Source organism: Pseudomonas sp. Pf153 (assembly GCF_001269775.1).
Lineage (GTDB): Bacteria > Pseudomonadota > Gammaproteobacteria > Pseudomonadales > Pseudomonadaceae > Aquipseudomonas > Aquipseudomonas uvaldensis.
Map to the genome: position 1 here is coordinate 14383 of NZ_LHVL01000005.1, position 19242 is coordinate 33624.

Below are 19242 nucleotides of genomic sequence, written 5' to 3' on the forward strand. Positions count from 1 at the left end.
TGGCTTGGCTTGGCTTGGCTTGGCTGAAAAACGGTACTTCTTCAGATGGGGAAGTGCCGTTTTTTGTGTGCATATCCGTTTCTTTGGTAACGGCTACTTAGGGTTCCGCCCTTACGGCGGGTCACTTTTGGAAAAGCGCCAAAAGTAACCAAAAGCGCTTTGCCCCACCACTGGGCACCTCGCCAAGGCGAGGTGTTCCCTCACTCCGGCATTGCTCCGTGGGCCCGCCGCGAAGGGCCATCCATGGCCCAGCGCGGCTATCCCGGCATCCATGCCGGGATACCCACTACGCAATGCCTGCGTTCGGCCCTTGTGGTTAACGGGGCGTCCAAGATCAAGATCAAGATCAAGATCAAGATCAAAAGCAAAAGCAAAAGCAAAAGCAAAAGCAAAAGCCAGAGCGTAAGCGAGGCGGCCTGACGGCTGGCCTGTATCTCCGGCTGTACTTCAATCCAACTGTGGGAGCGAGCCTGCTCGCGATTGCGGTGTATCAGCCAACATCGATGCTGCTGACTTGACGCCATCGCGAGCAGGCTCGCTCCCACAGAAGGCCGTGGGCTTGGCGCAATTTTCTTTGCCGTTAATGGCTATCGTGGGTCGACGTTATCCAGCATCTGGTTCGTCAGCAATGAACTCAGTTCTATCAGTTGCTGAATACCCAACGCCAAATGACGCCGTGATCCGTCCAGATCAAATGCGAGATCGTTGACCATGGCGTCCGCCGAGGACAGGGTTTCGCTCAGATTGGCGAGCAGGCATTCGTTGTCGAGGCCTTTTACAACGGTGAATACCTGGCCCGGTTTTGGTTCGTCTTGGGATTTAACCGGCTTCGACAGCAAGTAGTGATCGAGCACGCGTTTGGTGGTTTCGTCTTGCGGCTTGTCTTTGAATTTTGCGGATTGTGCGGTGGAGTCTGCTTCTGGGGGATTCGGAGTTATTTTGTACATTTTTACGTTCCCTTAAGTTTAGTAGGCAGCTACCGTCTCGCTACTAAACGAAAGGAGGCAGCTGTGCGCAAGTTAGTAGACCGGTAAGGCAACGGAAAACCCGGCGCGCCCGAAGGCGCCATGCGCACAGCCACCATCAAGTGCAGGCGAAGGCCTGACTGATGAGACTCATGCAACCGTTGCAATTACCGGGCTACTAAACCCGACCACTGATGAGCAGTGGCAGGCAAGACAATAGAAGCCAGGGACAAGGCGCACAAGCGGGCGGATTCTGGCGTAGTTGTAGGCAAAGGCGCAAGGATGTGTGGAGTTGCGCGGGCAAAATGATCAGGTTGAACATTTATCTCAAGGCATAGGGGAACAGCCCTGAGAGATGCGTCAGCTGTTAGGCCGTCATCGCGAGCAGGCTCGCTCCCACAGTTTTATCGGGTCAGGACCGGAAGAGTCAGGTCGGCCGTCAGGCCGCCTCGCTTTGGCTTTGGCTTTGGCTTTGGCTTTGGCTTTGGCTTTGGCTTTTGATCTTGGACGCCCCGTTAACCACAAGGGCCGAACGCAGGCGTTGCGTAGTGGGCAACCCGGCATGGATGCCGGGTTAGCCGCGCTGGGCCATGGATGGCCCTTCGCGGCGGGCCCACGGAGCAATGCCGGAGTGAGGGAACACCTCGCCTTGGCGAGGTGCCCAGTGGTGGGGCACAGACCTTTTGGTTACTTTTGGGGCGTCTGCCAAAAGTAACCCGCCGTCAGGGCGGAACCGTAAGCAGCCGTTACCGCAGGAATGGATATGCCCTCAATCCCTACTTCACTACCTTAAGACTAGGCCGCCCACTAGGCCGCGGCGGCTCGTCATCCGGCGGCAAATCATCATCCACCTCGTACTCATCCTCGCCATCCAACGGAGTTTCAAGCTCGAAAACCATGCCCTGCCCGTTCTCCCGAGCATAGATCCCGAGGATCGAAGCAATAGGCACATACAGCGTATGCGGCACACCACCGAAACGCCCTTCGAAGCTCACGGCATCGTTATCCATGTGCAAATGGCGCACAGCAGCCGGCGAAACGTTCAGGACAATCTGCCCGTCACTGGCAAACCCCTGTGGCACCTGTACCGACGGGTATTCGGCATTGACCAGCATATGCGGGGTGCAATCGTTGTCCACAATCCACTCGTAGAGCGCGCGGACCAGATAAGGTCGACTGGAGTTCATAGCGGCTCCCTAAGCCTTAGCGCATGTCGCGTTCGACACCAGACAGACTCGCCTGGAAAGTCTCACGCGCAAATTGGCGCTCCATATAATCAAGCAGCGGCTTGGCGGGCCGCGGCAGTTCGATACCCAGGATCGGCAAACGCCAGAGTATGGGCAATAGGCAGCAATCCACCAGACTTTGTTCCTCACTGAGGAAAAACGGCTTGTCGATGAACAGCGGCGACACGCCGGTCAGGCTTTCGCGCAACTCCTTGCGTGCGACTGCCCGCTCTGACTCTTTGGTCCGCGGGTCCAGGATCAGGTCAACCAGGCCGCACCAGTCGCGCTGAATGCGATGGATCAGCAAACGACTGTTCGCTCGGGCGACAGGGTACACCGGCAGCAAGGGCGGATGCGGATAGCGCTCATCCAGATATTCCATCACCACGGTCGACTCCCACAATGCCAGGTCGCGGTCGACCAGCGTGGGCAGGCTGCCATAAGGGTTCACTTCGATCAGCTTCGGCGGTTGGCGGCCTGCCTCGACGTAAATGATCTCGGCGCTGACACCTTTCTCTGCCAGTACGATGCGTACCCGGTGGGAATAGTGGTCGGCGGGGTCGGAGTAACAGGCCAACCGATTGGTCACGCCCATGGCGATCCTCCTCGCTTGTAGAATTTTTGGAAAAACGGAAAAACGAGCGCGCCCAGAGGGCGCCTCCCGTAACACCTGGTCGACCAGGCTCGTTACACTTTCAGAGACGCCCTTGGGCGCGCGCGATTAACAGCAACGGCTTACAGCTTTATCAATGGACGTCTTTCCAGTATTCACGCTTGAGCAGGTAAGCGAATACGAAGAAGAACGCCAGGTACAGCAATACATAAGTACCGATGCGCTGATGCTCCAGCTTCACCGGGTTGGCCGAGTAGGCCAGGAAGGTCACCAGGTTCTTGACCTTCTCATCGAACTGCTCGGGCGTCAGGCTGCCGGTATTTGGCACGATGGTCAACTGGTCGCAGGCTTCATGGGTCAAAGCCGTGCCGGTCAGCGGATCGAATTGCTTCTTGCCGTTTTCGACGATCTGAACCTGCTTGCAGCCTACCACCTGGCGACCTTGCAGGTTGGCCAGGACGTTGGGCATGCCGACGTTCGGGAAGACCTTGTTATTCACGCCCCATGGACGCGCAGGGTCTTCATAGAACGAACGCAGGTAACCGTAGAGCCAGTCGGTTCCACGCACACGGGCAACCAGGGTCAGGTCAGGCGGCGCGGCGCCGAACCAGGTCTTGGCATCTGCCGGCTGCATGCCGATGTTCATGTGGTCGCCCAGCTTGGCACCGGTGAACACCAGCTTCTCGAGCATCATGTCAGGGGGAATGCCCAGGTCATTGGCCACGCGCTCGTAACGCTGGAACTTGGCACTGTGGCAACCCATGCAATAGTTGGCGAACGTCCGGGCACCGTCCTGCATGGCGGCTTTATCGGACACGTCGATGTCGACTTTTTCCAGTTCTGGACCACCGTGTTCGGCCGCGAAGGACAGGACAGGCAGAGCAGCAAGAATCAGTGCAGCGAATAGTTTTTTCATCAGCCAGTCACCCTTTCCGGAACCGGTTTTGTCTTCTCGAGCCGGGTATAGAACGGCATCAGAATGAAGTAGGCGAAGTACAGGAAGGTGCAGACCTGCGACAGCAACGTACGACCCGGCGTAGGTGCCAGTACACCCAGCACACCCAGGATCACGAACGAGATGCAGAACACCACCAGCCAGATCCGGCTCAGCCAGCCCTTGTAGCGCATGGACTTGACGGGACTGCGGTCCAGCCATGGCAGCACGAACAGTACGGCGATGGCCGCGCCCATGGCGATGACACCCAGCAGCTTGTCCGGAACCGCACGCAGGATCGCGTAGAACGGTGTGAAGTACCACACTGGGGCGATGTGCTCAGGGGTCTTGAACGCGTTCGCCTGCTCGAAGTTCGGCTTCTCGAGGAAGTAGCCACCCATCTCAGGGAAGAAGAACACGATGGAGCAGAAGATGAACAGGAAGACCACTACGCCAACGATGTCTTTCACGGTGTAGTACGGGTGGAAGGCGATGCCATCCAGCGGTACGCCGTTTTCGTCCTTGAGCTTCTTGATGTCCACGCCGTCCGGGTTGTTCGAACCCACTTCGTGCAACGCCAGGATGTGCAGCACCACCAGGCCGAGGATCACGATCGGCAGGGCCACTACATGCAGGGCGAAGAAGCGGTTCAGGGTAATACCGGAGATCAGGTAGTCACCACGGATCCACTGGGTCAGGTCGTCGCCGATGACGGGAATCGCACCGAACAGCGAGATGATCACCTGGGCACCCCAGTAGGACATCTGGCCCCATGGCAGCAGGTAACCCATGAAGGCTTCGGCCATCAGCGCCAGGTAGATCAGCATCCCGAAGACCCATACCAGCTCGCGGGGTTTCTGATACGAACCGTAGAGCAGGCCACGGAACATATGCAGGTAAACCACGATGAAGAACGCCGAGGCACCGGTGGAGTGCAGCAGGCGCAGGATCGAGCCGTACTCGACGTCGCGCATGATGTACTCGACGGAAGCGAACGCTTCTTCCGCCGACGGGGTGTAGCTCATGGTCAGCCAGACACCGGTTACGATCTGGTTGACCAGAACGAGCAGTGCCAGGGAGCCGAAGAAATAGAAGAAGTTGAAGTTCTTTGGAGCGTAATACTTGCTGAGATGGTCTTCCCACATTTTGGTCGCGGGAAAGCGCGCATCAAACCAGTCCATTAATTTGCTCATCACGCTTTCTCCATATCGACGCCAACGACAATGATATCGTCCGACTCATAGGAATGCGGGGGAACTGGCAGGTTCAGAGGTGCAGGCTGCGACTTGTAGACGCGACCGGCCAGGTCATAGTGGGAGCCGTGGCAAGGGCAGAAATAACCACCGACCCAATCCTTGCCCAGATCGGCAGGGGCCACTTCGGGACGGAACGTCGGCGAGCACCCCAAGTGCGTGCAGATGCCGATCAACAGCAGAACATCTGGCTTGATCGAACGGGTCTTCGGGTCCACGTAGGTTGGTTGCGTCGAGCTCTTGGAGTCGGGGTCGGACAACTGCCCCTCGATCTTTTTCAGATTCCCCAGAATTTCTTCTGTACGGCGGACGATGAACACCGGCTGGCCGCGCCATTCAGCAATCATCTGCTGGCCTGGCTCGATCTTGCTGACATTCACTTTCACCGGTGCACCTGCAGCTTTCGCCTTGGCACTGGGAAACCATGACCCCACGAACGGGACCGCAGCCCCCACCGCCCCTGCAGCACCCACCACGGATGTGGCTGCTACCAGGAAGCGACGCCGGCCTGCATTCACGCCGTCATTGCTCATTCAGTCCTCTCCCATCAGCTTTGTGGCCTGTTGAACCAGGCGTCTACTAAGTAAAAATCTGAACTTATAAAAATTTTGCCGAATGGTAATGAAAACCCCCAATTCTGACAAGGTAATTACCGAGCGGCGATACCGCCAAGCCTTGTAGTATAGGGGCTCCACGGATGTGGCAAGTTGTCACAGTAAATTATTTTGCCCATAAAAAAACGCCCGGTTCCGTGAGGAACTGGGCGTTCTTTTGAACGCGAGAGCGAATTAACGCTTCGAGTACTGTGGACGCTTACGCGCTTTACGCAGACCGACTTTCTTACGTTCAACTTCACGAGCATCGCGAGTCACGAAGCCAGCTTTACGCAGCGGGCTGCGCAGAGTCTCGTCGTAGTCCATCAGGGCGCGAGTGATGCCGTGGCGGATTGCGCCAGCCTGACCACTTACACCACCACCGATAACGGTGACGTAGATGTCGAACTTCTCGACGGTCTCGGTCAGCTCCAGTGGCTGGCGAACAACCATGCGAGCGGTTTCGCGGCCGAAGAAGCTATCCAGGGAACGATTGTTGATGGAGATGTTACCAGTGCCCGGACGCAGGAAAACGCGTGCGGTTGCAGTCTTGCGACGGCCAGTGCCGTAATTTTGAGTCGCCGACATAATGAACTATTCCGTTAAAACTTCAGTTCTTGGGGCTGCTGAGCAGTATGAGGGTGAGCAGCGCCCGCATAAACCTTCAGCTTACGATACATGTCGCGACCCAGCGGGTTCTTAGGCAGCATGCCTTTAACCGCGGTCTCGATCACGCGCTCAGGGGCTTTGGCGATCAGCTTTTCAAAGTTGATCGACTTGATGCCACCAGGAAAACCGGAGTGGGAGTAGTACATCTTGTCAGAGGTCTTGGCACCCGTCACACGTACCTGCTCGGCGTTGATCACAACGATGTAATCACCGGTGTCGACGTGAGGAGTGTACTCAGGCTTGTGCTTGCCACGCAGACGGCTCGCGATTTCGGTGGCCAGACGACCCAGGGTCTGACCAGCAGCGTCGACGACGAACCAGTCGCGCTTTACTGTTTCCGGTTTAGCAGTAAAAGTTTTCATTCTTTATAGCCTCAGGGGCCGCCCTGTAAATTAGACGGCGGATCTTACTGAATAGTGCGTACTTTGACAAGTCAAAGGCAGCCGGATACAGACGCTTTCGGGGGCTCGGGTCGGCGCGTCCGTTCAACGGCAAGATTCTTCGGCGGCGGGGCATCACTTCCACTGCAGAAAGAGGTGCGCAATTATGCAGATTGCGAAAAATAATTCAACCTGCTTTTATGATTGCTTTGCCCAAGGAGTCTCCGATGGACTATCGCCAGCTAGGCCGTACCGATCTCAACGTGAGCGCCCTGTGTCTTGGAACCATGACCTGGGGCGAGCAGAACAGCGAGGCCGAGGCCTTCGCCCAGATCGAACGCGCCAAGGGTGCCGGCATCAATTTCATCGACACCGCCGAAATGTACCCGGTCCCGCCGAAGGCCGAGACCTATGCCACCACCGAACGCTACATCGGCAACTACTTCAAGAGCCGTGGCGACCGCGCCGACTGGATCCTGGCGAGCAAGATCGCAGGCCCCGGCAACACCATCGACTACATTCGCGACAAGAACCTCAAGCACAACCGCCGTCATATCACCGAGGCGCTGGACGCCAGCCTCAAGCGCCTGCAGACCGACTGGATCGATCTCTATCAACTGCATTGGCCGGAGCGCAGCACCAATTTCTTCGGACAGCTGGGCTATCAGCACAAAGCCGATGAAGATTTCACTCCGCTGGAGGAAACCCTCGAAGCCCTGGACGAACAAGTCCGCGCCGGCAAGATCCGCCACATCGGTCTGTCCAACGAGACGCCATGGGGCACCATGAAATTCCTCGCCCTGGCCGAAGCCCGTGGCTGGCCGCGAGCCGTCTCGATCCAGAATCCGTACAACCTGCTCAACCGCAGCTTTGAAATCGGCCTGTCGGAAATCGCGATCCGTGAACAGTGCGGGCTGCTGGCCTACTCCCCCTTGGCGTTCGGCTTCCTGTCGGGCAAATATGAAGGCGGTGCCCGACCTCCCAAGGGCCGCCTGACGCTCTACAGCCGCTTCGCGCGTTACTTCAATCCGCAGTCGGAAGCGGCGTGCAGCCGTTATGTAGCGCTGGCTCGCGAACATGGCCTGGACCCGGCGCAGATGGCCCTGGCGTTCGTCACCCGGCAGCCGTTCGTGACCAGCAACATCATTGGCGCCACGACGCTGGAACAACTGGACAGCAACATCGCCAGCCTCGACCTGAAGCTGTCGAATGAGGTTCTGGCGGGAATCGAGGCGATCCACAAAGATCATCCGAACCCGGCGCCTTGATCGCCTGACAGACCCAATCGCAAGCAGGCTCGCTCCCACGGTAGACCGCGCTCTGTCATTAGACGGCGATCCAATGTGGGAGCGAGCCTGCTCGCGATAGCGATCTCAGGTTCGCGCCGAATTCAAAGCGACCGCGCAACGATCTCCTTCATGATCTCATTGGTCCCGGCATAGATCCGCTGCACCCGCGCATCGGCCCATGCCCGGGCAATCGGGTATTCCCACATGAAGCCATAGCCGCCGTGCAGTTGCACGCACTCGTCGAGCACCTTGCATTGCAAGTCAGTGCCCCAGTACTTCGCCATCGCCGCCGTCGGCACGTCGAGTTTGCCTTGCAGGTGCAGTTCCAGACAGCGGTCGACGAAGACCCGACCGATCTGGATTTCGGTGGCCATCTCCGCCAGCTTGAAGCGGGTGTTCTGGAAGTCCGCGATGGACTTGCCGAATGCCTTGCGATCACGGGTGTAATCCAGCGTCCACTGTAGCGCCGCCTCGGCCGAGGCCAGGCCGCCGATGGCCACAGTCAAGCGTTCCTGAGGCAGCTCCTGCATCAGGTAGGCAAATCCCATTCCGGCCTGCCCCAGAAGATTTTCCTTTGGTACGCGAACATCCTGAAAGAACAACTCCGAGGTGTCCTGGGCTTTCATGCCGACCTTTTCCAGGCGCTTGCCTTTTTCGAAGCCGGGCGTGCCCGATTCCACCAGGAACAGACTGGTGCCCTTGGCGCCGGCCTTCGGGTCGGTCTTGGCCACCACGATGACCAGGTCGGCCAGGTAGCCATTGGTGATGAAGGTCTTCGAACCGTTGATGACATAGTCATCCCCGTCCAGTACCGCCGTGGTCTTCACGCCTTGCAGATCGGAACCGGCACCCGGCTCGGTCATGGCAATGGCTGTGACCATTTCACCGGAGATCAACTTGGGCAGGTACTTGTGCTTCAGTGCTTCGCTGCCGTAATGCAGGATGTAGGGCGCAACAATGTCGGAGTGCAACGAAAAGCCGATACCCGTCAGCCCCAGGCGACCGATTTCCTCGATCACCACGGCGCTGTAGAGAAAGTCTGCTTCCAACCCGCCGTAAGCCTGCGGCAAATGGGAGCACAACATGCCCGCCTCCCCTGCCTTGTTCCAGAGCTGGCGGCCGACATGCCCCTGTTTTTCCCACTGGCTGTGGTACGGCACGGCTTCTTTTTCAAGGAAGGTTCGTACGCTGTCACGGAACAATTCGTGTTCGGGACTGAACAGGGTTCTTGGGATCATGACGCACCATTCATTATTGTTGGGGGTGGTTATCCGACAGAGCCTAAGCTCGGGAGGCGTGACGGGACACTGGACACATCCGACAAAAAATAAGACGATCCAGCCGTCTGGTGACCACTATCCCTTATAAAAATAAAAGTTGAATTATGTCCAAGCACGTCTCCACGCCCTTGCGGCGCGTCAGCATCCTGGCAATCGACCGGGTCTTCGCTTCCACCCTCATGCAAGCCAAGGATTTTTTCCATCTCGCCAGCCTGCGCTATGGCAAACAACTGGGCCATGGCCTGACGCCGGCGTTCGAAACCCGCCTTGTCAGCCCCGATGGCAAACCGGTGAACAGCTTCAGCGACGTGATCATGCCGGTAGACAGCGGTCTGGAAGATACCGATGTGATTATCCTGCCGGCGTTCTGGGATGATTTCCCCGCCCTTTGCCTGCGCTATCCCCAAATCCTGCCCTGGCTGCGAGACCAGCATGCCCGCGGTGCGGTGCTGTGCGGCGAAGCCACCGGTGTGTTCTGGCTGGCCGAGGCCGGATTGCTCGACGGCAAGGAAGCAACCACCTATTGGCGCTTCTTCAACGCGTTCAAGGAGCGTTTTCCGCAGGTTCACCTGAATCAGGACAAGCACCTGACCGACGCCGACAACCTGTTCTGTGCCGGTGGCACCACCTCGGCCTGCGACCTGTACATTTACCTCATCGAACGCTTCTGCGGCGCCAACGTGGCCCAGGCGGTGGCGCGGGACATCCTGTATGAAGTACAGCGCAACTATTCGCCGGGCCGAATCGGCTTCGGCGGCCAGAAGCTGCATCAGGACGTGATCATCCTGCAGATCCAGCAATGGCTCGAAGAGCACTTCGCCGACAAGTTCCGCTTCGAGGACGTCGCCCGGGAACATGGCATGAGCATCCGCAACTTCATGCGCCGCTTCCAGACCGCCACGGGAGACAAGCCCCTGCATTACCTGCAGCGACTGCGCATCGAAACGGCCAAGGGCCTGCTGTCCGGCAGCCGTAAGAGCATCAAGACCATCAGCTATGAAGTCGGCTACGACGATGCGAGCTTTTTCGCACGGCTGTTCCGGCAACATACCGATCTGTCGCCGAACCAGTATCGTCAGCAGTTTCAGCAGGCGGCGTAGGACAGAAAATTACACACAACCCAATGTGGGAGCGGGCTTGCTCGCGAAAGCGGTATATCAGTTAGGCATGTATTGCCTGACAAACCGCTTTCGCGAGCAAGCCCGCTCCCACAAAAAAGCCTGCAATTGCAGGCTCTTTTCAGGTTTGGAAACGCTTACGGCTTGTGCGCCCGCGCCAGGAACTCATGGGACTGCATTTCCAGCAGGCGGCTCAGCGTCCGCTGGAACTCGAAGGTCAGGCGACCACCGGTGTAGAGGTCCTTGAGCTCGACTTCGGCCGAGATGATCAGCTTCACGTTGCGGTCGTAGAACTCGTCCACCATGTTGATGAAGCGGCGAGCGATGTCGTCGGTGGTGACGCTCATCTGTTCGACGCCACTGAGCAACACGGCGTGAAAGATCTTGCCCAGTTCGATGTAGTCGTTCTGGCTGCGAGGGCCGTCGCACAGCTCGCGGAAATCGAACCAGGCCACGTCGTCACAGGTGCGGATGGCACGGATCTCGCGATTTTCGATGATCAGCACGTCGTTCTCGACCGCCTGGGTGCATTCCGGCGTGAGGGCACGGAAGCTCTTGCGCAGGCTTTCTTCGGCGGCAGCGTCGAGCGGAAAATGGAACAGCTCCGCTTGCTCGAGATGACGCAGGCGATAGTCGACGCCACTGTCGACGTTGACGATTTCGGTGTGTTCCTTGATCAACGCGATGGCCGGCAGGAAGCGCGCCCGTTGCAGACCGTCCTTGTACAGGCCGTCCGGCACGATGTTCGAGGTGGCGACCAGGGTCACGCCGTTCCTGAACAACTCTTCCATCAAAGTGCCGAGAATCATGGCATCGGTGATATCGGACACGAAGAACTCATCGAAGCAGATCACCCGCGTCTCGCTGGCGAAACGCTTGGCGATGATCGTCAACGGGTTCTTCTCGCCACCCAGGGTCTTCATCTCTTCATGCACACGCTTCATGAAGCGGTGGAAGTGCGTCCGGGTCTTTTCCTTGAAGGGCAACGCTTCGAAGAAGGTGTCCACCAGGTAGGTCTTGCCACGGCCCACGCCACCCCAGAAGTACAGGCCCTTGACCGGCGCCAGGTCCTTCTTGCCGAACAGTTTGCCCAACAAGCCCGGCTTGTTGTTCGAAGCGGCGATCAGGTCGTCGTACAGGCGCTGCAAATGCCGCACTGCCGTTTCCTGGGCTGCGTCGTGGAAGAACTCCGGGCGTTTCAGATCAGCTTGATATCGTTCTAGGGGTGTCATATTCGTTAGCAAGGCAACAAAAACGGGCGGTCACTGTAGCGACGGCCCAGAGGAATGGCAATCGGCCCTTATTCGGGCCGATGGTCGGGTGAAGCGTCGGATCAATCCTGTGCAGGTCTCAGTGCAACGCGCAACGCCTCGATCGCCGCGTCCCGAGCGGCAGCGTCAGCGAAGTCCGGGCTGTCCGCCACGCATTCGCCTTCGAGCCAGACGCTGAAAGACAGCGCTTCGCTGCGCACATCGAGGGGTTGGCCGGATTGCAATTGCTTGGTCACCTGGCCGGCCGTCTTGCCGTCGGCAAAATGGCGAGACAACAGCAACTGCTCGCCATCGGCGGCCAGCAAACGGAAGCGGAAACTGCCATCGTCTTCGCGGAAGCTGACGAAGCGCGCGGCCTTGGCCGTCTTCTTTTTCGTGCTGGCGGCCACCTGGACCTGGCTCACGAACGAACGCAGGCCAACGGCCTCGCGCAGTTCGTTGAGGAACGGTGTCGCCACGGCCCGGGCTTTTTTCGCGCCCAGTTGCAGCAGATCTTCCAGGTCCGCAGGGCGCTCGATCAATTGGTGGTAGCGTTCGCGGGCTTCACCCAACTGGTTGTCGAGCAACTGGAACAGGCGGTTCTTGGCCTCACCCCAACCCAGGCCTTGCAGCAGTTCGCTACGGAACTCAGCGGACTGCGACGGGGTCGCGAAGGCCTGGAACAGTGTGAACAGGTGCGAATTGTCCGGATCCTTGGCTTCACCCGGCGCACGGGAGTCCGTGACGATCCGCGAAATTGCGTCCTTCATGTCCTTGGCGCTGCTGAACAATGGGATGGTGTTGTCGTAGCTCTTGGACATCTTGCGCCCATCGAGGCCCGGCAGCGTGGCGACGCTTTCTTCGATCAGCGCCTCGGGCAGGGTAAAAAACTCCTTGCCCTGGCCGAACAGATGATTGAAACGCTGGCCGATATCCCGTGCCATTTCCACATGCTGGATCTGGTCGCGACCGACCGGCACTTTGTGGGCGTTGAACATCAGAATATCGGCGGCCATCAGCACCGGGTAGCTGTACAGGCCCATGGTGATGCCGGCGTCCGGGTCTTCGCCGGCCTCGACGTTCTTGTCCACCGAGGCCTTGTAGGCGTGGGCTCGGTTGAGCAGGCCCTTGGCGGCGACACACGTCAGCAGCCAGGTCAACTCTGGAATTTCGGGAATATCGGACTGGCGATAGAACGTCACGCGTTCCACATCCAGGCCGCCGGCCAGCCAGGTCGCGGCGATTTCCAGGCGCGAACGCTGGATGCGCAGCGGATCATCGCACTTGATCAGGGCGTGGTAGTCCGCCAGGAAGTAGAACGAATCGGCGTTGCTGTCGCGGCTGGCGAGGATCGCCGGACGGATGGCGCCGGCGTAGTTACCCAGGTGCGGGGTGCCAGTGGTGGTGATGCCGGTCAGGATGCGGGTACGAGTCGTCATGGGTTATCGCTTGTCAGACTGCTGTCAATTCGAGAGGCGCGGCAGGAGCAGATCCTTGAGATCGGTCAGCTTGCCATGAAAAAAGTGTCCGCATTCTGCCACTTTCAGCAGCTCATGGGGGCGTTGGAGCGCATCGGACCATTCGTAGACAAGCCTTGGCTCGACCACTTCGTCGTTTTCCGGCTGGATCACCGTCAGCGCGCCGCCAGTCGGCAAGGGTGACTGTTCGTTCAGGCGCATCACCGCAGGCGCCACCATGAACAAGTGCTTGAGCGATTGGCCCTGGGCTTGGAGCCGTCCGCCCAGACTGGCAGCGACGAAGCCACCAAACGAGAAACCGAACAGGGTCAGGGGTAACTGCGGATACTTCTCCCGCAACCACGCCGCTGCTGCCTGGGCGTCGTCCACTTCGCCGGAGCCCATGTCATGACTGCCGGCGCTGGCGCCGACGCCACGATAATTGAAACGCAACGTAACCAGGCCGGCGTCCCGGGCGGAGCGCTGCAGGGTCGAAACCACTTTATTGAGCATGGTCCCGCCCTGCACCGGGTTCGGGTGACAGATCAGCGCCAGGCCACGGGGGGCCTCGCTGTCCAGGTACAAGGCTTCCAGTGGGCCCACCGGGCCATCGATGACTACAGGGGTTTCGCGCATAAGCAAGGGAAAGAACTCCGTGACCCCGAATAGGGTCGACTCGTCTAGCTAAAAGTCTGTGCCTGGCATGATTGCGATGTTCTTCGCGGTATACAGCGCAGGTCCGAGCCGTTAACGTAAAGCAAAGCCGTTTATAGAGGAAGGACTCGTGGAACACTCGCTCTTAGTTTGGTTGTTGCCGACTCTTGCCCTGGTCGCCGGTGTCGCCATTGGATTCCTGCTTGCCCGACTGCTGCCCAACGCGGTGCCCAACAGCACGCAACGCCAGCTGGACGACATCCAGGAACGTTTCGACAGCTACCAGAATGAAGTGGTCACTCACTTCAACAGCACTGCCGCTCTGGTGAAAAAACTCACCCAAAGCTACCAGGACGTTCAGGATCACCTGTCCGACGGCGCCAATCGCCTGGCCCTGGATGAGCAGACTCGTCAACGCCTGCTGGCCGCCCTGCACGCCGACGCAGGACAGGCGCCACGGGAACGCCTGACCCCGCCACGGGAGGTCCAGGAACCGCCACGGGACTACGCGCCCAAGGCACCGAATTCTCCCGGCATGCTCGATGAGCATTACGGTTTGAAAAAGTAAACGTTTACAAGCGCTACGAAAAAGCCCGCCCGATCACATGATCCGGCGGGCTTTTTCATGACTGTGGGTATTCCACCCTGTGGGAGCAAGGCTTGCCCGCGATGCCCCTCAGAACATCAACTGCAGGCTTTGCTGGCCTTCAAGGCTCAACAGGAACTGCTTGGCTGCCAGCCCGCCGGCGAAACCGGTGAGGCTGCCGGAAGTACCGATCACACGGTGGCAAGGCGCGATGATCGAGATGGGATTCCGACCGTTGGCCGCGCCCACCGCCCGTACCGCTGTGGGTTGTCCGATCTGGATCGCGATGTCGCGGTAGCTGCGGGTTTCACCGAAGGGAATGCCCAACAGAGCCTGCCAGACCCGGACCTGGAACGCCGTGCCGACAAAATCCAGCTCCAGCTCGAAACGGCGGCGCTTGCCGGCGAAATATTCCATGAGTTGACGTTCGGTCTCGTTGAGAACAGGGTGCCGCGAGTCTTCTTCCAAAGGCCCCAGGCGCACCCGGTTGAGCCGCTCGTTTTCCCACAGGATGGCGGCCAGTTTCGCCTCCCGAGCCACGAGAATCAGTTGGCCCACCGGAGATTGAATGGTCTTGTAGCGGGGTAACATCAGGTCATTCCTCTACTGGCCCTGGCTGGCGATCACCACGGAGCCTTTCGACTCAATTAAACGTCCTCAGCCCAACAACCCCAGCTCCTTCGCCCGCGCCACGGCCTGGGTACGGCGCTCGACACCCAGCTTGCTGTTGATATGGCTGGCGTGGGTCTTGACGGTGTGCAGCGAGATGAACAGCTGTTCACTGATTTCCTGGTTCGAACAGCCTTGGGCAATCAGTTGCAATACAGCGCATTCGCGGCTGCTGAGGGCTTCGAAAGGCGCCTGGGCATCGGCAGGTTGCGCCGTTGTCGACGGCAGGCGTTCGAGCAGATTCTGGCACAAGGGCGTGGCCGGCGCTTGCAGCAGTTGCTCGCGCAGCCATTCCCGATGCGCGTCTCCCAACAACCATTGAAAAGGTTGCAGCACTCCGCCGGCGGCGGCCTCGAAGGCCTGGGCCAGGGCACTGCGAGCAGCCGACTCACGGCCGATACTCAACAGCAGCGCCACCTTCTGGTTGAGCGCCATCACGCTGAGCATCTGCCGGCCGGTTTGCTGCCCGTGTTCAAGCAAGGCATCGAGCCGCCCCTCGGCCAGCATCGGCTGGCCCTGCATGGACTCCAGCACCGCCTGTTGCAACTCGACATGCAGCGGTAATTGCGGGTGGAACTCCGGCGGCGCGGCAGCCTGTTCGCCCGTGTAGGTCCTGCCCAACCGCAGCAACCAGGCTTCGGCCAGATCGGTGCGCCCCTGGGCCAACCAGAGTTCGCATTTGACCAGGGTAATCATCGCCAGGTAATAGACCGGTGGGACGTCCCAGATATGCATCAGGCGTTCGGCTTCGGCCAGTTCGGCGAAGGCTCGGGCAAATTCGTCATTCTGGCCCTCGATGCGCGCGATCACGCAATGGCCAATCAGGACACTGATATCACGACAGGCACGAGCTTCGGTCAGGCCCGCCTGCAACCGCGCCAACCCGGCTTCCGGTTGCAGGCGCAAGGTCAAGAGGAATCCCTCGTAGAGCGTCAATCGCGCCCGCACCGCATAAAGCCGTTGCGGTGACAATTTGTGCAGGCGCTGCTGCCCCAGGTGCACCTCATCCAGCGCCCGCACGATTTCCCCCCGCGCCTGCAGCACCCGGGCGCGATCATAGTGGGCCAGCGCTTCGAACAAGGGATTGCCGACCCGCTGTGCCAACTCCAGGGAATCGCGATTCAGGTTTCGGGCGCGCCACAAGTCACCGTCGGCAATCGCCAGGTTCGACAGCGTGGACAGGCACATCAAGCGCTGGCCATAGCGTTTTTGCGGCAGACTTTCCAGGGCTTCGGTGCAATAACGCACCGTAGCCTCGCGATCACCACGGCCACGGGCAACGATCCCACTCAAGGCCAACCATTGGGCAAGCATGGATTTTTGCGCGGTGGCCGATGGCGCGGGCAGGAAGCGGCTCAAGTGGGCGGCCAGTTCTTCGGCCGCATCCAGTTGGCAGGCCAGCCCCAACGCCCAGCTGTAAAGCACGATCAACCGAGGCGTGCTGATGAGCAGACTGTCCGGCAAGTCCATTTTCCAGCGCAGCAACATGCCGACGTTCTGCTCGGCCAGCAATTGCTCTTCCGAGAGGTTTTGCACCAGGTTCGCTGCCACATCCAGATGCCCCGCCCGCAACGCCTGCTCCACGGCTTCGTCGATCAGGCCCTGGGCGTTGAACCAACGACAGGCACGCAGGTGCAAGGTGGCCGCGGGCACCATGGCCGACTCGTTGGGACGACTGCGCAACAGATCGGAAAACAGGTGGTGATAGCGATACCAGCGACCATGCTCGTCCAGCGGCACCAGGAAGACCTGATGCGCGGCCAGGTAACTCAGGATCTCGGCACTGTCATGGGCTTCACGCACGGCATCGCACAGGTCGATGCAGAAGCGATCCTGTGGGGCGGTGTCGTAGAGAAACGCCTGTACTTCGGCGGGCAGGCAGTCGATGACTTCCTCCAGCAAATAATCCCGAATCAACCCTTCCCCGCCATGAAGGGTCTGGGGCAACCGGCCTTCGGTACCGGCTTCGGAGGCCGCCAGCAGCCAGAAACGCAGCCCGGCCACCCAACCCTCGCTACGCAGGATGAGGTTTTCCAGGGCTTCGCCGCGCAACGAAATACTGTGATGCTCGAGCAGTATCTGGGCTTCGTCATGGGTCAGGCGCAGGTCCTGCTCATTCAGTTCGAGCAGTTGCCGCGACAGGCGCAAACGCGCCAGATGCCAATCCGGCCGCTGACGACTGGTGACCAGCACCAGCAAACCGTCGGGCAGGTGATTGAGGAAAAATTGCAGGCAGCGATCCAGCACCGCGCCCTGGGCCAGGTGGTAATCGTCGAGCACCAGCAGCAGGGGAAAGCGGGGTGACAGGTGTGAGCTCAGTTCATCCAGCAAGCCATCGAGCCATTCTTCGAACGCAAAGGGTTGGTGGCGCTGCCGCATTTTCAGCAACCCCAGCGCCCGGCCTCCCAGCTGGGGATAGAACGCCTGGAGCCCTTCAAGCAATCGCTCCAGGAAACGCCCCGGGTCACTGTCCCGGGTGTTGAGTCCCAGCCAGAGGCTTTGCCAATGCGCCGGCAGGCTCTGGCAGAACTCCACCGCCAGGGAGCTTTTTCCGAACCCCGCGGGCGCACTCACCAGCAGCAAACGACCACCCAGCCCCGCACTCAAACGCTCGCACAAACGAGGCCGCATGACATGGCCGTCAGGCAAAGGCGGTCGGTAGAAGCGCCCGTCCCGTACCGCGATGGCTGCGCGGTCAGGGTGCGCAAGTGCAGACAGATCAGTCATGGCCGGCTCTTGTTGAATGGCAATGGCGGCGTTGCAGATGTCCGCAGACTAGCGTTAAACGGGGAGGTATTGAAGGGAGTGCTACAAATGGCTACAAAAAGACTACAGCTTTGCTTCTATGGGGTGAACCGCCTTCAAATAATAAACGCCCCGAACCAGTCGGGGCGTTTATTCGAGGATGCGGCCTCGGGGTAAGGCGGTTTAGCGGATGCCGTCCTGGCGCAAGGCGTTCGGGGTGAAGTCGGCGGTGCTGGCGGTGAAGCCGAAGTCGTAGGCCTGTTTCTCTTCGTTCTTCATGCCCAGCGCCAGGTAGCGGCCGGATTGCAGGTCATAGAGGGTTTCCAGGGCGTACCACGGCACTTGCTTGTCGTAGTAGTTCTCGGCATGGGCCTCGGCGACACGCCACAGTTGGCCGCGACCGTCGTAGTGATCGATCACTGCAGCTTGCCAGGTGTCTTCATCGATGAAGAAGTCACGCTTGGCGTAGATGTGGCGCTGCCCTTCCTTGAGGGTCGCGGTCACGTGCCAGACACGACGCAACTCGTAGCGAGTCAGGTCCTGGTTGATGTGGCCAGCCTTGAGGATGTCGGCGTACTTGAGTTGTGGCGAATCGATCCTGTAGCTGTTGGCGGCGATGTACAGTTCCTTCTTGCCTTCCAGCTTCCAGTCGTAGCGATCCGGGGCACCGTTGTACATGTCCAGGTTGTCGGACGTACGCAGGCCGTCGGCGGCGGTACCCGGGCCGTCATAGGACACTTGCGGTGCGCGGCGCACACGGCGCTGGCCGGCGTTGTAGACCCAGGCCGAACGTGGCTCCTTCACTTGGTCGAGGGTTTCGTGCACCAGCAGCACGCCACCGGCCAGCCGTGCCGGCGCGGTCACTTGCTGCTTGAAGTAGAACAGGATGTTGCCGGGGTTGGCCGGATCGAAATCCTTCATCTTGTCGCGGAACACGAACTGGTCGCGGAAGTACACCAGGCTGTAGGAGCCATTGGGCTGCGGAGTGGCCTGGGTCACCAGGCGGGTCACACTGCCGCCACGATAGCGGGTGATATGGTTCCAGATCACCTCGACACCGCTCTGGGGAATCGGGAACGGGATGGCCGTTTCGAAGTTTTCCAGACCGTTGCCACCGGACACCAGCTTGGTGTTGACCGCGTTTTTCTTGATGGAGGCGTACACCTCATCCGGTATCGTGGCGCCACGATGGGACGGATAGACCGGCATCTTGAAGGTTTCCGGGTAGCGCTTGAACATCGCGTACTGACCCGGCGCGAGTTTGTCCTTGTACTGGTCGACGTTCTGGGCAGTGATGGTGAACAGCGGTTTTTCACTGGCAAACGGGTCGGACAGGAAACCCTTGCTGTCCACACTACCGGCGTTCTTGGCCATGGGTTTCCAGGCCGGGATCGAACCGTCGGCATTGCCGGCCATCTCGGCGCCCATCGGCGTCAGGCTCTTGCCCAGTTTGTCGGCTTCGGCGGCAGGCACCGCTGCCATGACGCTGGTGGCCAGCAGGGAGAACCCCAGCGCACCGACCTGCAACAGATTCTTTGTTATTTTCATAGTGCTCATCCTG

General features: G+C 59.4%; 19 protein-coding genes. 4 read left to right on the forward strand and 15 right to left on the reverse strand.

Annotation, left to right across the window (positions count from 1 at the left end):
• Positions 1–243 precede the first annotated feature (243 nt).
• Complete coding sequence (locus AD666_RS26565) at positions 244–420, forward strand: hypothetical protein (RefSeq protein WP_172679572.1); 177 nt, start codon at positions 244–246, stop codon at positions 418–420.
• 167 nt (positions 421–587) lie between these two features.
• Here the strand turns inward: AD666_RS26565 and AD666_RS00490 are convergent, their stop codons facing one another.
• The 8 genes from AD666_RS00490 to rplM form a co-directional block, all read right to left on the reverse strand.
• Positions 588–947, reverse strand: coding sequence for a DUF6124 family protein (locus tag AD666_RS00490; protein WP_053146459.1), 360 nt, complete (start codon positions 945–947; stop codon positions 588–590).
• Positions 948–1741: 794 nt separating this feature from the next.
• Positions 1742–2152 carry a ClpXP protease specificity-enhancing factor gene (locus tag AD666_RS00495; RefSeq protein ID WP_053146462.1) on the reverse strand — a complete coding sequence of 137 codons (411 nt, stop codon included), beginning with the start codon at positions 2150–2152 and terminating at the stop codon, positions 1742–1744.
• A gap of 16 nt (positions 2153–2168) precedes the next feature.
• Positions 2169–2786: a glutathione S-transferase N-terminal domain-containing protein gene (locus tag AD666_RS00500; protein ID WP_053146464.1), complete on the reverse strand. Its 618-nt coding sequence runs from the start codon at positions 2784–2786 to the stop codon at positions 2169–2171.
• A 151-nt stretch (positions 2787–2937) separates the two neighbouring features.
• Positions 2938–3720, reverse strand: coding sequence for a cytochrome c1 (locus AD666_RS00505; RefSeq protein WP_053146466.1), 783 nt, complete (start codon positions 3718–3720; stop codon positions 2938–2940).
• Positions 3720–4931 carry a cytochrome bc complex cytochrome b subunit gene (locus AD666_RS00510; RefSeq protein WP_053146468.1) on the reverse strand — a complete coding sequence of 404 codons (1212 nt, stop codon included), beginning with the start codon at positions 4929–4931 and terminating at the stop codon, positions 3720–3722. Before AD666_RS00510 ends, AD666_RS00505 begins: the two co-directional genes overlap by 1 nt.
• Positions 4931–5524, reverse strand: coding sequence for a ubiquinol-cytochrome c reductase iron-sulfur subunit (gene petA, locus AD666_RS00515; protein ID WP_053146470.1), 594 nt, complete (start codon positions 5522–5524; stop codon positions 4931–4933). The genes AD666_RS00510 and petA overlap by 1 nt, the downstream gene beginning before the upstream one ends.
• A 255-nt stretch (positions 5525–5779) precedes the next feature.
• Positions 5780–6172, reverse strand: a complete 393-nt coding sequence (gene rpsI / locus AD666_RS00520) for a 30S ribosomal protein S9 (protein ID WP_053146472.1) — start codon at positions 6170–6172, stop codon at positions 5780–5782.
• A 14-nt stretch (positions 6173–6186) separates the two neighbouring features.
• Positions 6187–6615 (reverse strand): 50S ribosomal protein L13, encoded by a 429-nt coding sequence (rplM, locus tag AD666_RS00525; protein ID WP_053146474.1) that lies wholly within the window; start codon positions 6613–6615, stop codon positions 6187–6189.
• Positions 6616–6860: 245 nt separating this feature from the next.
• Here rplM and AD666_RS00530 point away from each other — a divergent pair, with 245 nt between their 5' ends.
• Complete coding sequence (locus AD666_RS00530) at positions 6861–7901, forward strand: NADP(H)-dependent aldo-keto reductase (protein ID WP_053146476.1); 1041 nt, start codon at positions 6861–6863, stop codon at positions 7899–7901.
• A gap of 122 nt (positions 7902–8023) precedes the next feature.
• Here the strand turns inward: AD666_RS00530 and AD666_RS00535 are convergent, their stop codons facing one another.
• A complete protein-coding gene (locus tag AD666_RS00535; RefSeq protein WP_053146478.1) occupies positions 8024–9160 on the reverse strand; it encodes an acyl-CoA dehydrogenase family protein in 1137 nt (378 codons plus the stop codon).
• A 221-nt stretch (positions 9161–9381) separates the two neighbouring features.
• Here AD666_RS00535 and AD666_RS00540 point away from each other — a divergent pair, with 221 nt between their 5' ends.
• Positions 9382–10302 (forward strand): GlxA family transcriptional regulator, encoded by a 921-nt coding sequence (locus AD666_RS00540; protein WP_172679574.1) that lies wholly within the window; start codon positions 9382–9384, stop codon positions 10300–10302.
• Positions 10303–10457: 155 nt separating this feature from the next.
• Here the strand turns inward: AD666_RS00540 and zapE are convergent, their stop codons facing one another.
• The 3 genes from zapE to AD666_RS00555 form a co-directional block, all read right to left on the reverse strand.
• Positions 10458–11552: a cell division protein ZapE gene (zapE, locus tag AD666_RS00545; protein WP_053146481.1), complete on the reverse strand. Its 1095-nt coding sequence runs from the start codon at positions 11550–11552 to the stop codon at positions 10458–10460.
• Between the two features lie 101 nt (positions 11553–11653).
• Positions 11654–13009: a tryptophan--tRNA ligase gene (locus tag AD666_RS00550; protein WP_053146484.1), complete on the reverse strand. Its 1356-nt coding sequence runs from the start codon at positions 13007–13009 to the stop codon at positions 11654–11656.
• A 24-nt stretch (positions 13010–13033) separates the two neighbouring features.
• A complete protein-coding gene (locus AD666_RS00555; RefSeq protein ID WP_053146486.1) occupies positions 13034–13663 on the reverse strand; it encodes an alpha/beta hydrolase in 630 nt (209 codons plus the stop codon).
• 148 nt (positions 13664–13811) lie between these two features.
• Between AD666_RS00555 and AD666_RS00560 the strand changes: the two genes are divergently transcribed.
• Positions 13812–14249, forward strand: a complete 438-nt coding sequence (locus tag AD666_RS00560; protein ID WP_053146487.1) for a YhcB family protein — start codon at positions 13812–13814, stop codon at positions 14247–14249.
• 108 nt (positions 14250–14357) lie between these two features.
• Here the strand turns inward: AD666_RS00560 and AD666_RS00565 are convergent, their stop codons facing one another.
• The 3 genes from AD666_RS00565 to AD666_RS00575 all read right to left on the reverse strand — a co-directional run bounded on the left by AD666_RS00565 (position 14358) and on the right by AD666_RS00575 (position 19229).
• A complete protein-coding gene (locus AD666_RS00565) occupies positions 14358–14858 on the reverse strand; it encodes a methylated-DNA--[protein]-cysteine S-methyltransferase (RefSeq protein WP_053146489.1) in 501 nt (166 codons plus the stop codon).
• A gap of 66 nt (positions 14859–14924) precedes the next feature.
• Positions 14925–17663: a LuxR C-terminal-related transcriptional regulator gene (locus AD666_RS00570; protein ID WP_053146491.1), complete on the reverse strand. Its 2739-nt coding sequence runs from the start codon at positions 17661–17663 to the stop codon at positions 14925–14927.
• 201 nt (positions 17664–17864) lie between these two features.
• Complete coding sequence (locus AD666_RS00575; RefSeq protein ID WP_053146493.1) at positions 17865–19229, reverse strand: DUF1329 domain-containing protein; 1365 nt, start codon at positions 19227–19229, stop codon at positions 17865–17867.
• Positions 19230–19242: the final 13 nt, after the last annotated feature.

Coding starts and splice junctions, on each gene's coding strand:
- AD666_RS26565 (WP_172679572.1), top strand. CDS start 244: ATGGCCCAGCGCGGCTATCCCGGCATCCATGCCGGGATACCCACTACG.
- AD666_RS00490 (WP_053146459.1), bottom strand. CDS start 947: ATGTACAAAATAACTCCGAATCCCCCAGAAGCAGACTCCACCGCACAA.
- AD666_RS00495 (WP_053146462.1), bottom strand. CDS start 2,152: ATGAACTCCAGTCGACCTTATCTGGTCCGCGCGCTCTACGAGTGGATT.
- AD666_RS00500 (WP_053146464.1), bottom strand. CDS start 2,786: ATGGGCGTGACCAATCGGTTGGCCTGTTACTCCGACCCCGCCGACCAC.
- AD666_RS00505 (WP_053146466.1), bottom strand. CDS start 3,720: ATGAAAAAACTATTCGCTGCACTGATTCTTGCTGCTCTGCCTGTCCTG.
- AD666_RS00510 (WP_053146468.1), bottom strand. CDS start 4,931: ATGAGCAAATTAATGGACTGGTTTGATGCGCGCTTTCCCGCGACCAAA.
- petA (WP_053146470.1), bottom strand. CDS start 5,524: ATGAGCAATGACGGCGTGAATGCAGGCCGGCGTCGCTTCCTGGTAGCA.
- rpsI (WP_053146472.1), bottom strand. CDS start 6,172: ATGTCGGCGACTCAAAATTACGGCACTGGCCGTCGCAAGACTGCAACC.
- rplM (WP_053146474.1), bottom strand. CDS start 6,615: ATGAAAACTTTTACTGCTAAACCGGAAACAGTAAAGCGCGACTGGTTC.
- AD666_RS00530 (WP_053146476.1), top strand. CDS start 6,861: ATGGACTATCGCCAGCTAGGCCGTACCGATCTCAACGTGAGCGCCCTG.
- AD666_RS00535 (WP_053146478.1), bottom strand. CDS start 9,160: ATGATCCCAAGAACCCTGTTCAGTCCCGAACACGAATTGTTCCGTGAC.
- AD666_RS00540 (WP_172679574.1), top strand. CDS start 9,382: ATGCAAGCCAAGGATTTTTTCCATCTCGCCAGCCTGCGCTATGGCAAA.
- zapE (WP_053146481.1), bottom strand. CDS start 11,552: ATGACACCCCTAGAACGATATCAAGCTGATCTGAAACGCCCGGAGTTC.
- AD666_RS00550 (WP_053146484.1), bottom strand. CDS start 13,009: ATGACGACTCGTACCCGCATCCTGACCGGCATCACCACCACTGGCACC.
- AD666_RS00555 (WP_053146486.1), bottom strand. CDS start 13,663: ATGCGCGAAACCCCTGTAGTCATCGATGGCCCGGTGGGCCCACTGGAA.
- AD666_RS00565 (WP_053146489.1), bottom strand. CDS start 14,858: ATGTTACCCCGCTACAAGACCATTCAATCTCCGGTGGGCCAACTGATT.
- AD666_RS00570 (WP_053146491.1), bottom strand. CDS start 17,663: ATGACTGATCTGTCTGCACTTGCGCACCCTGACCGCGCAGCCATCGCG.
- AD666_RS00575 (WP_053146493.1), bottom strand. CDS start 19,229: ATGAAAATAACAAAGAATCTGTTGCAGGTCGGTGCGCTGGGGTTCTCC.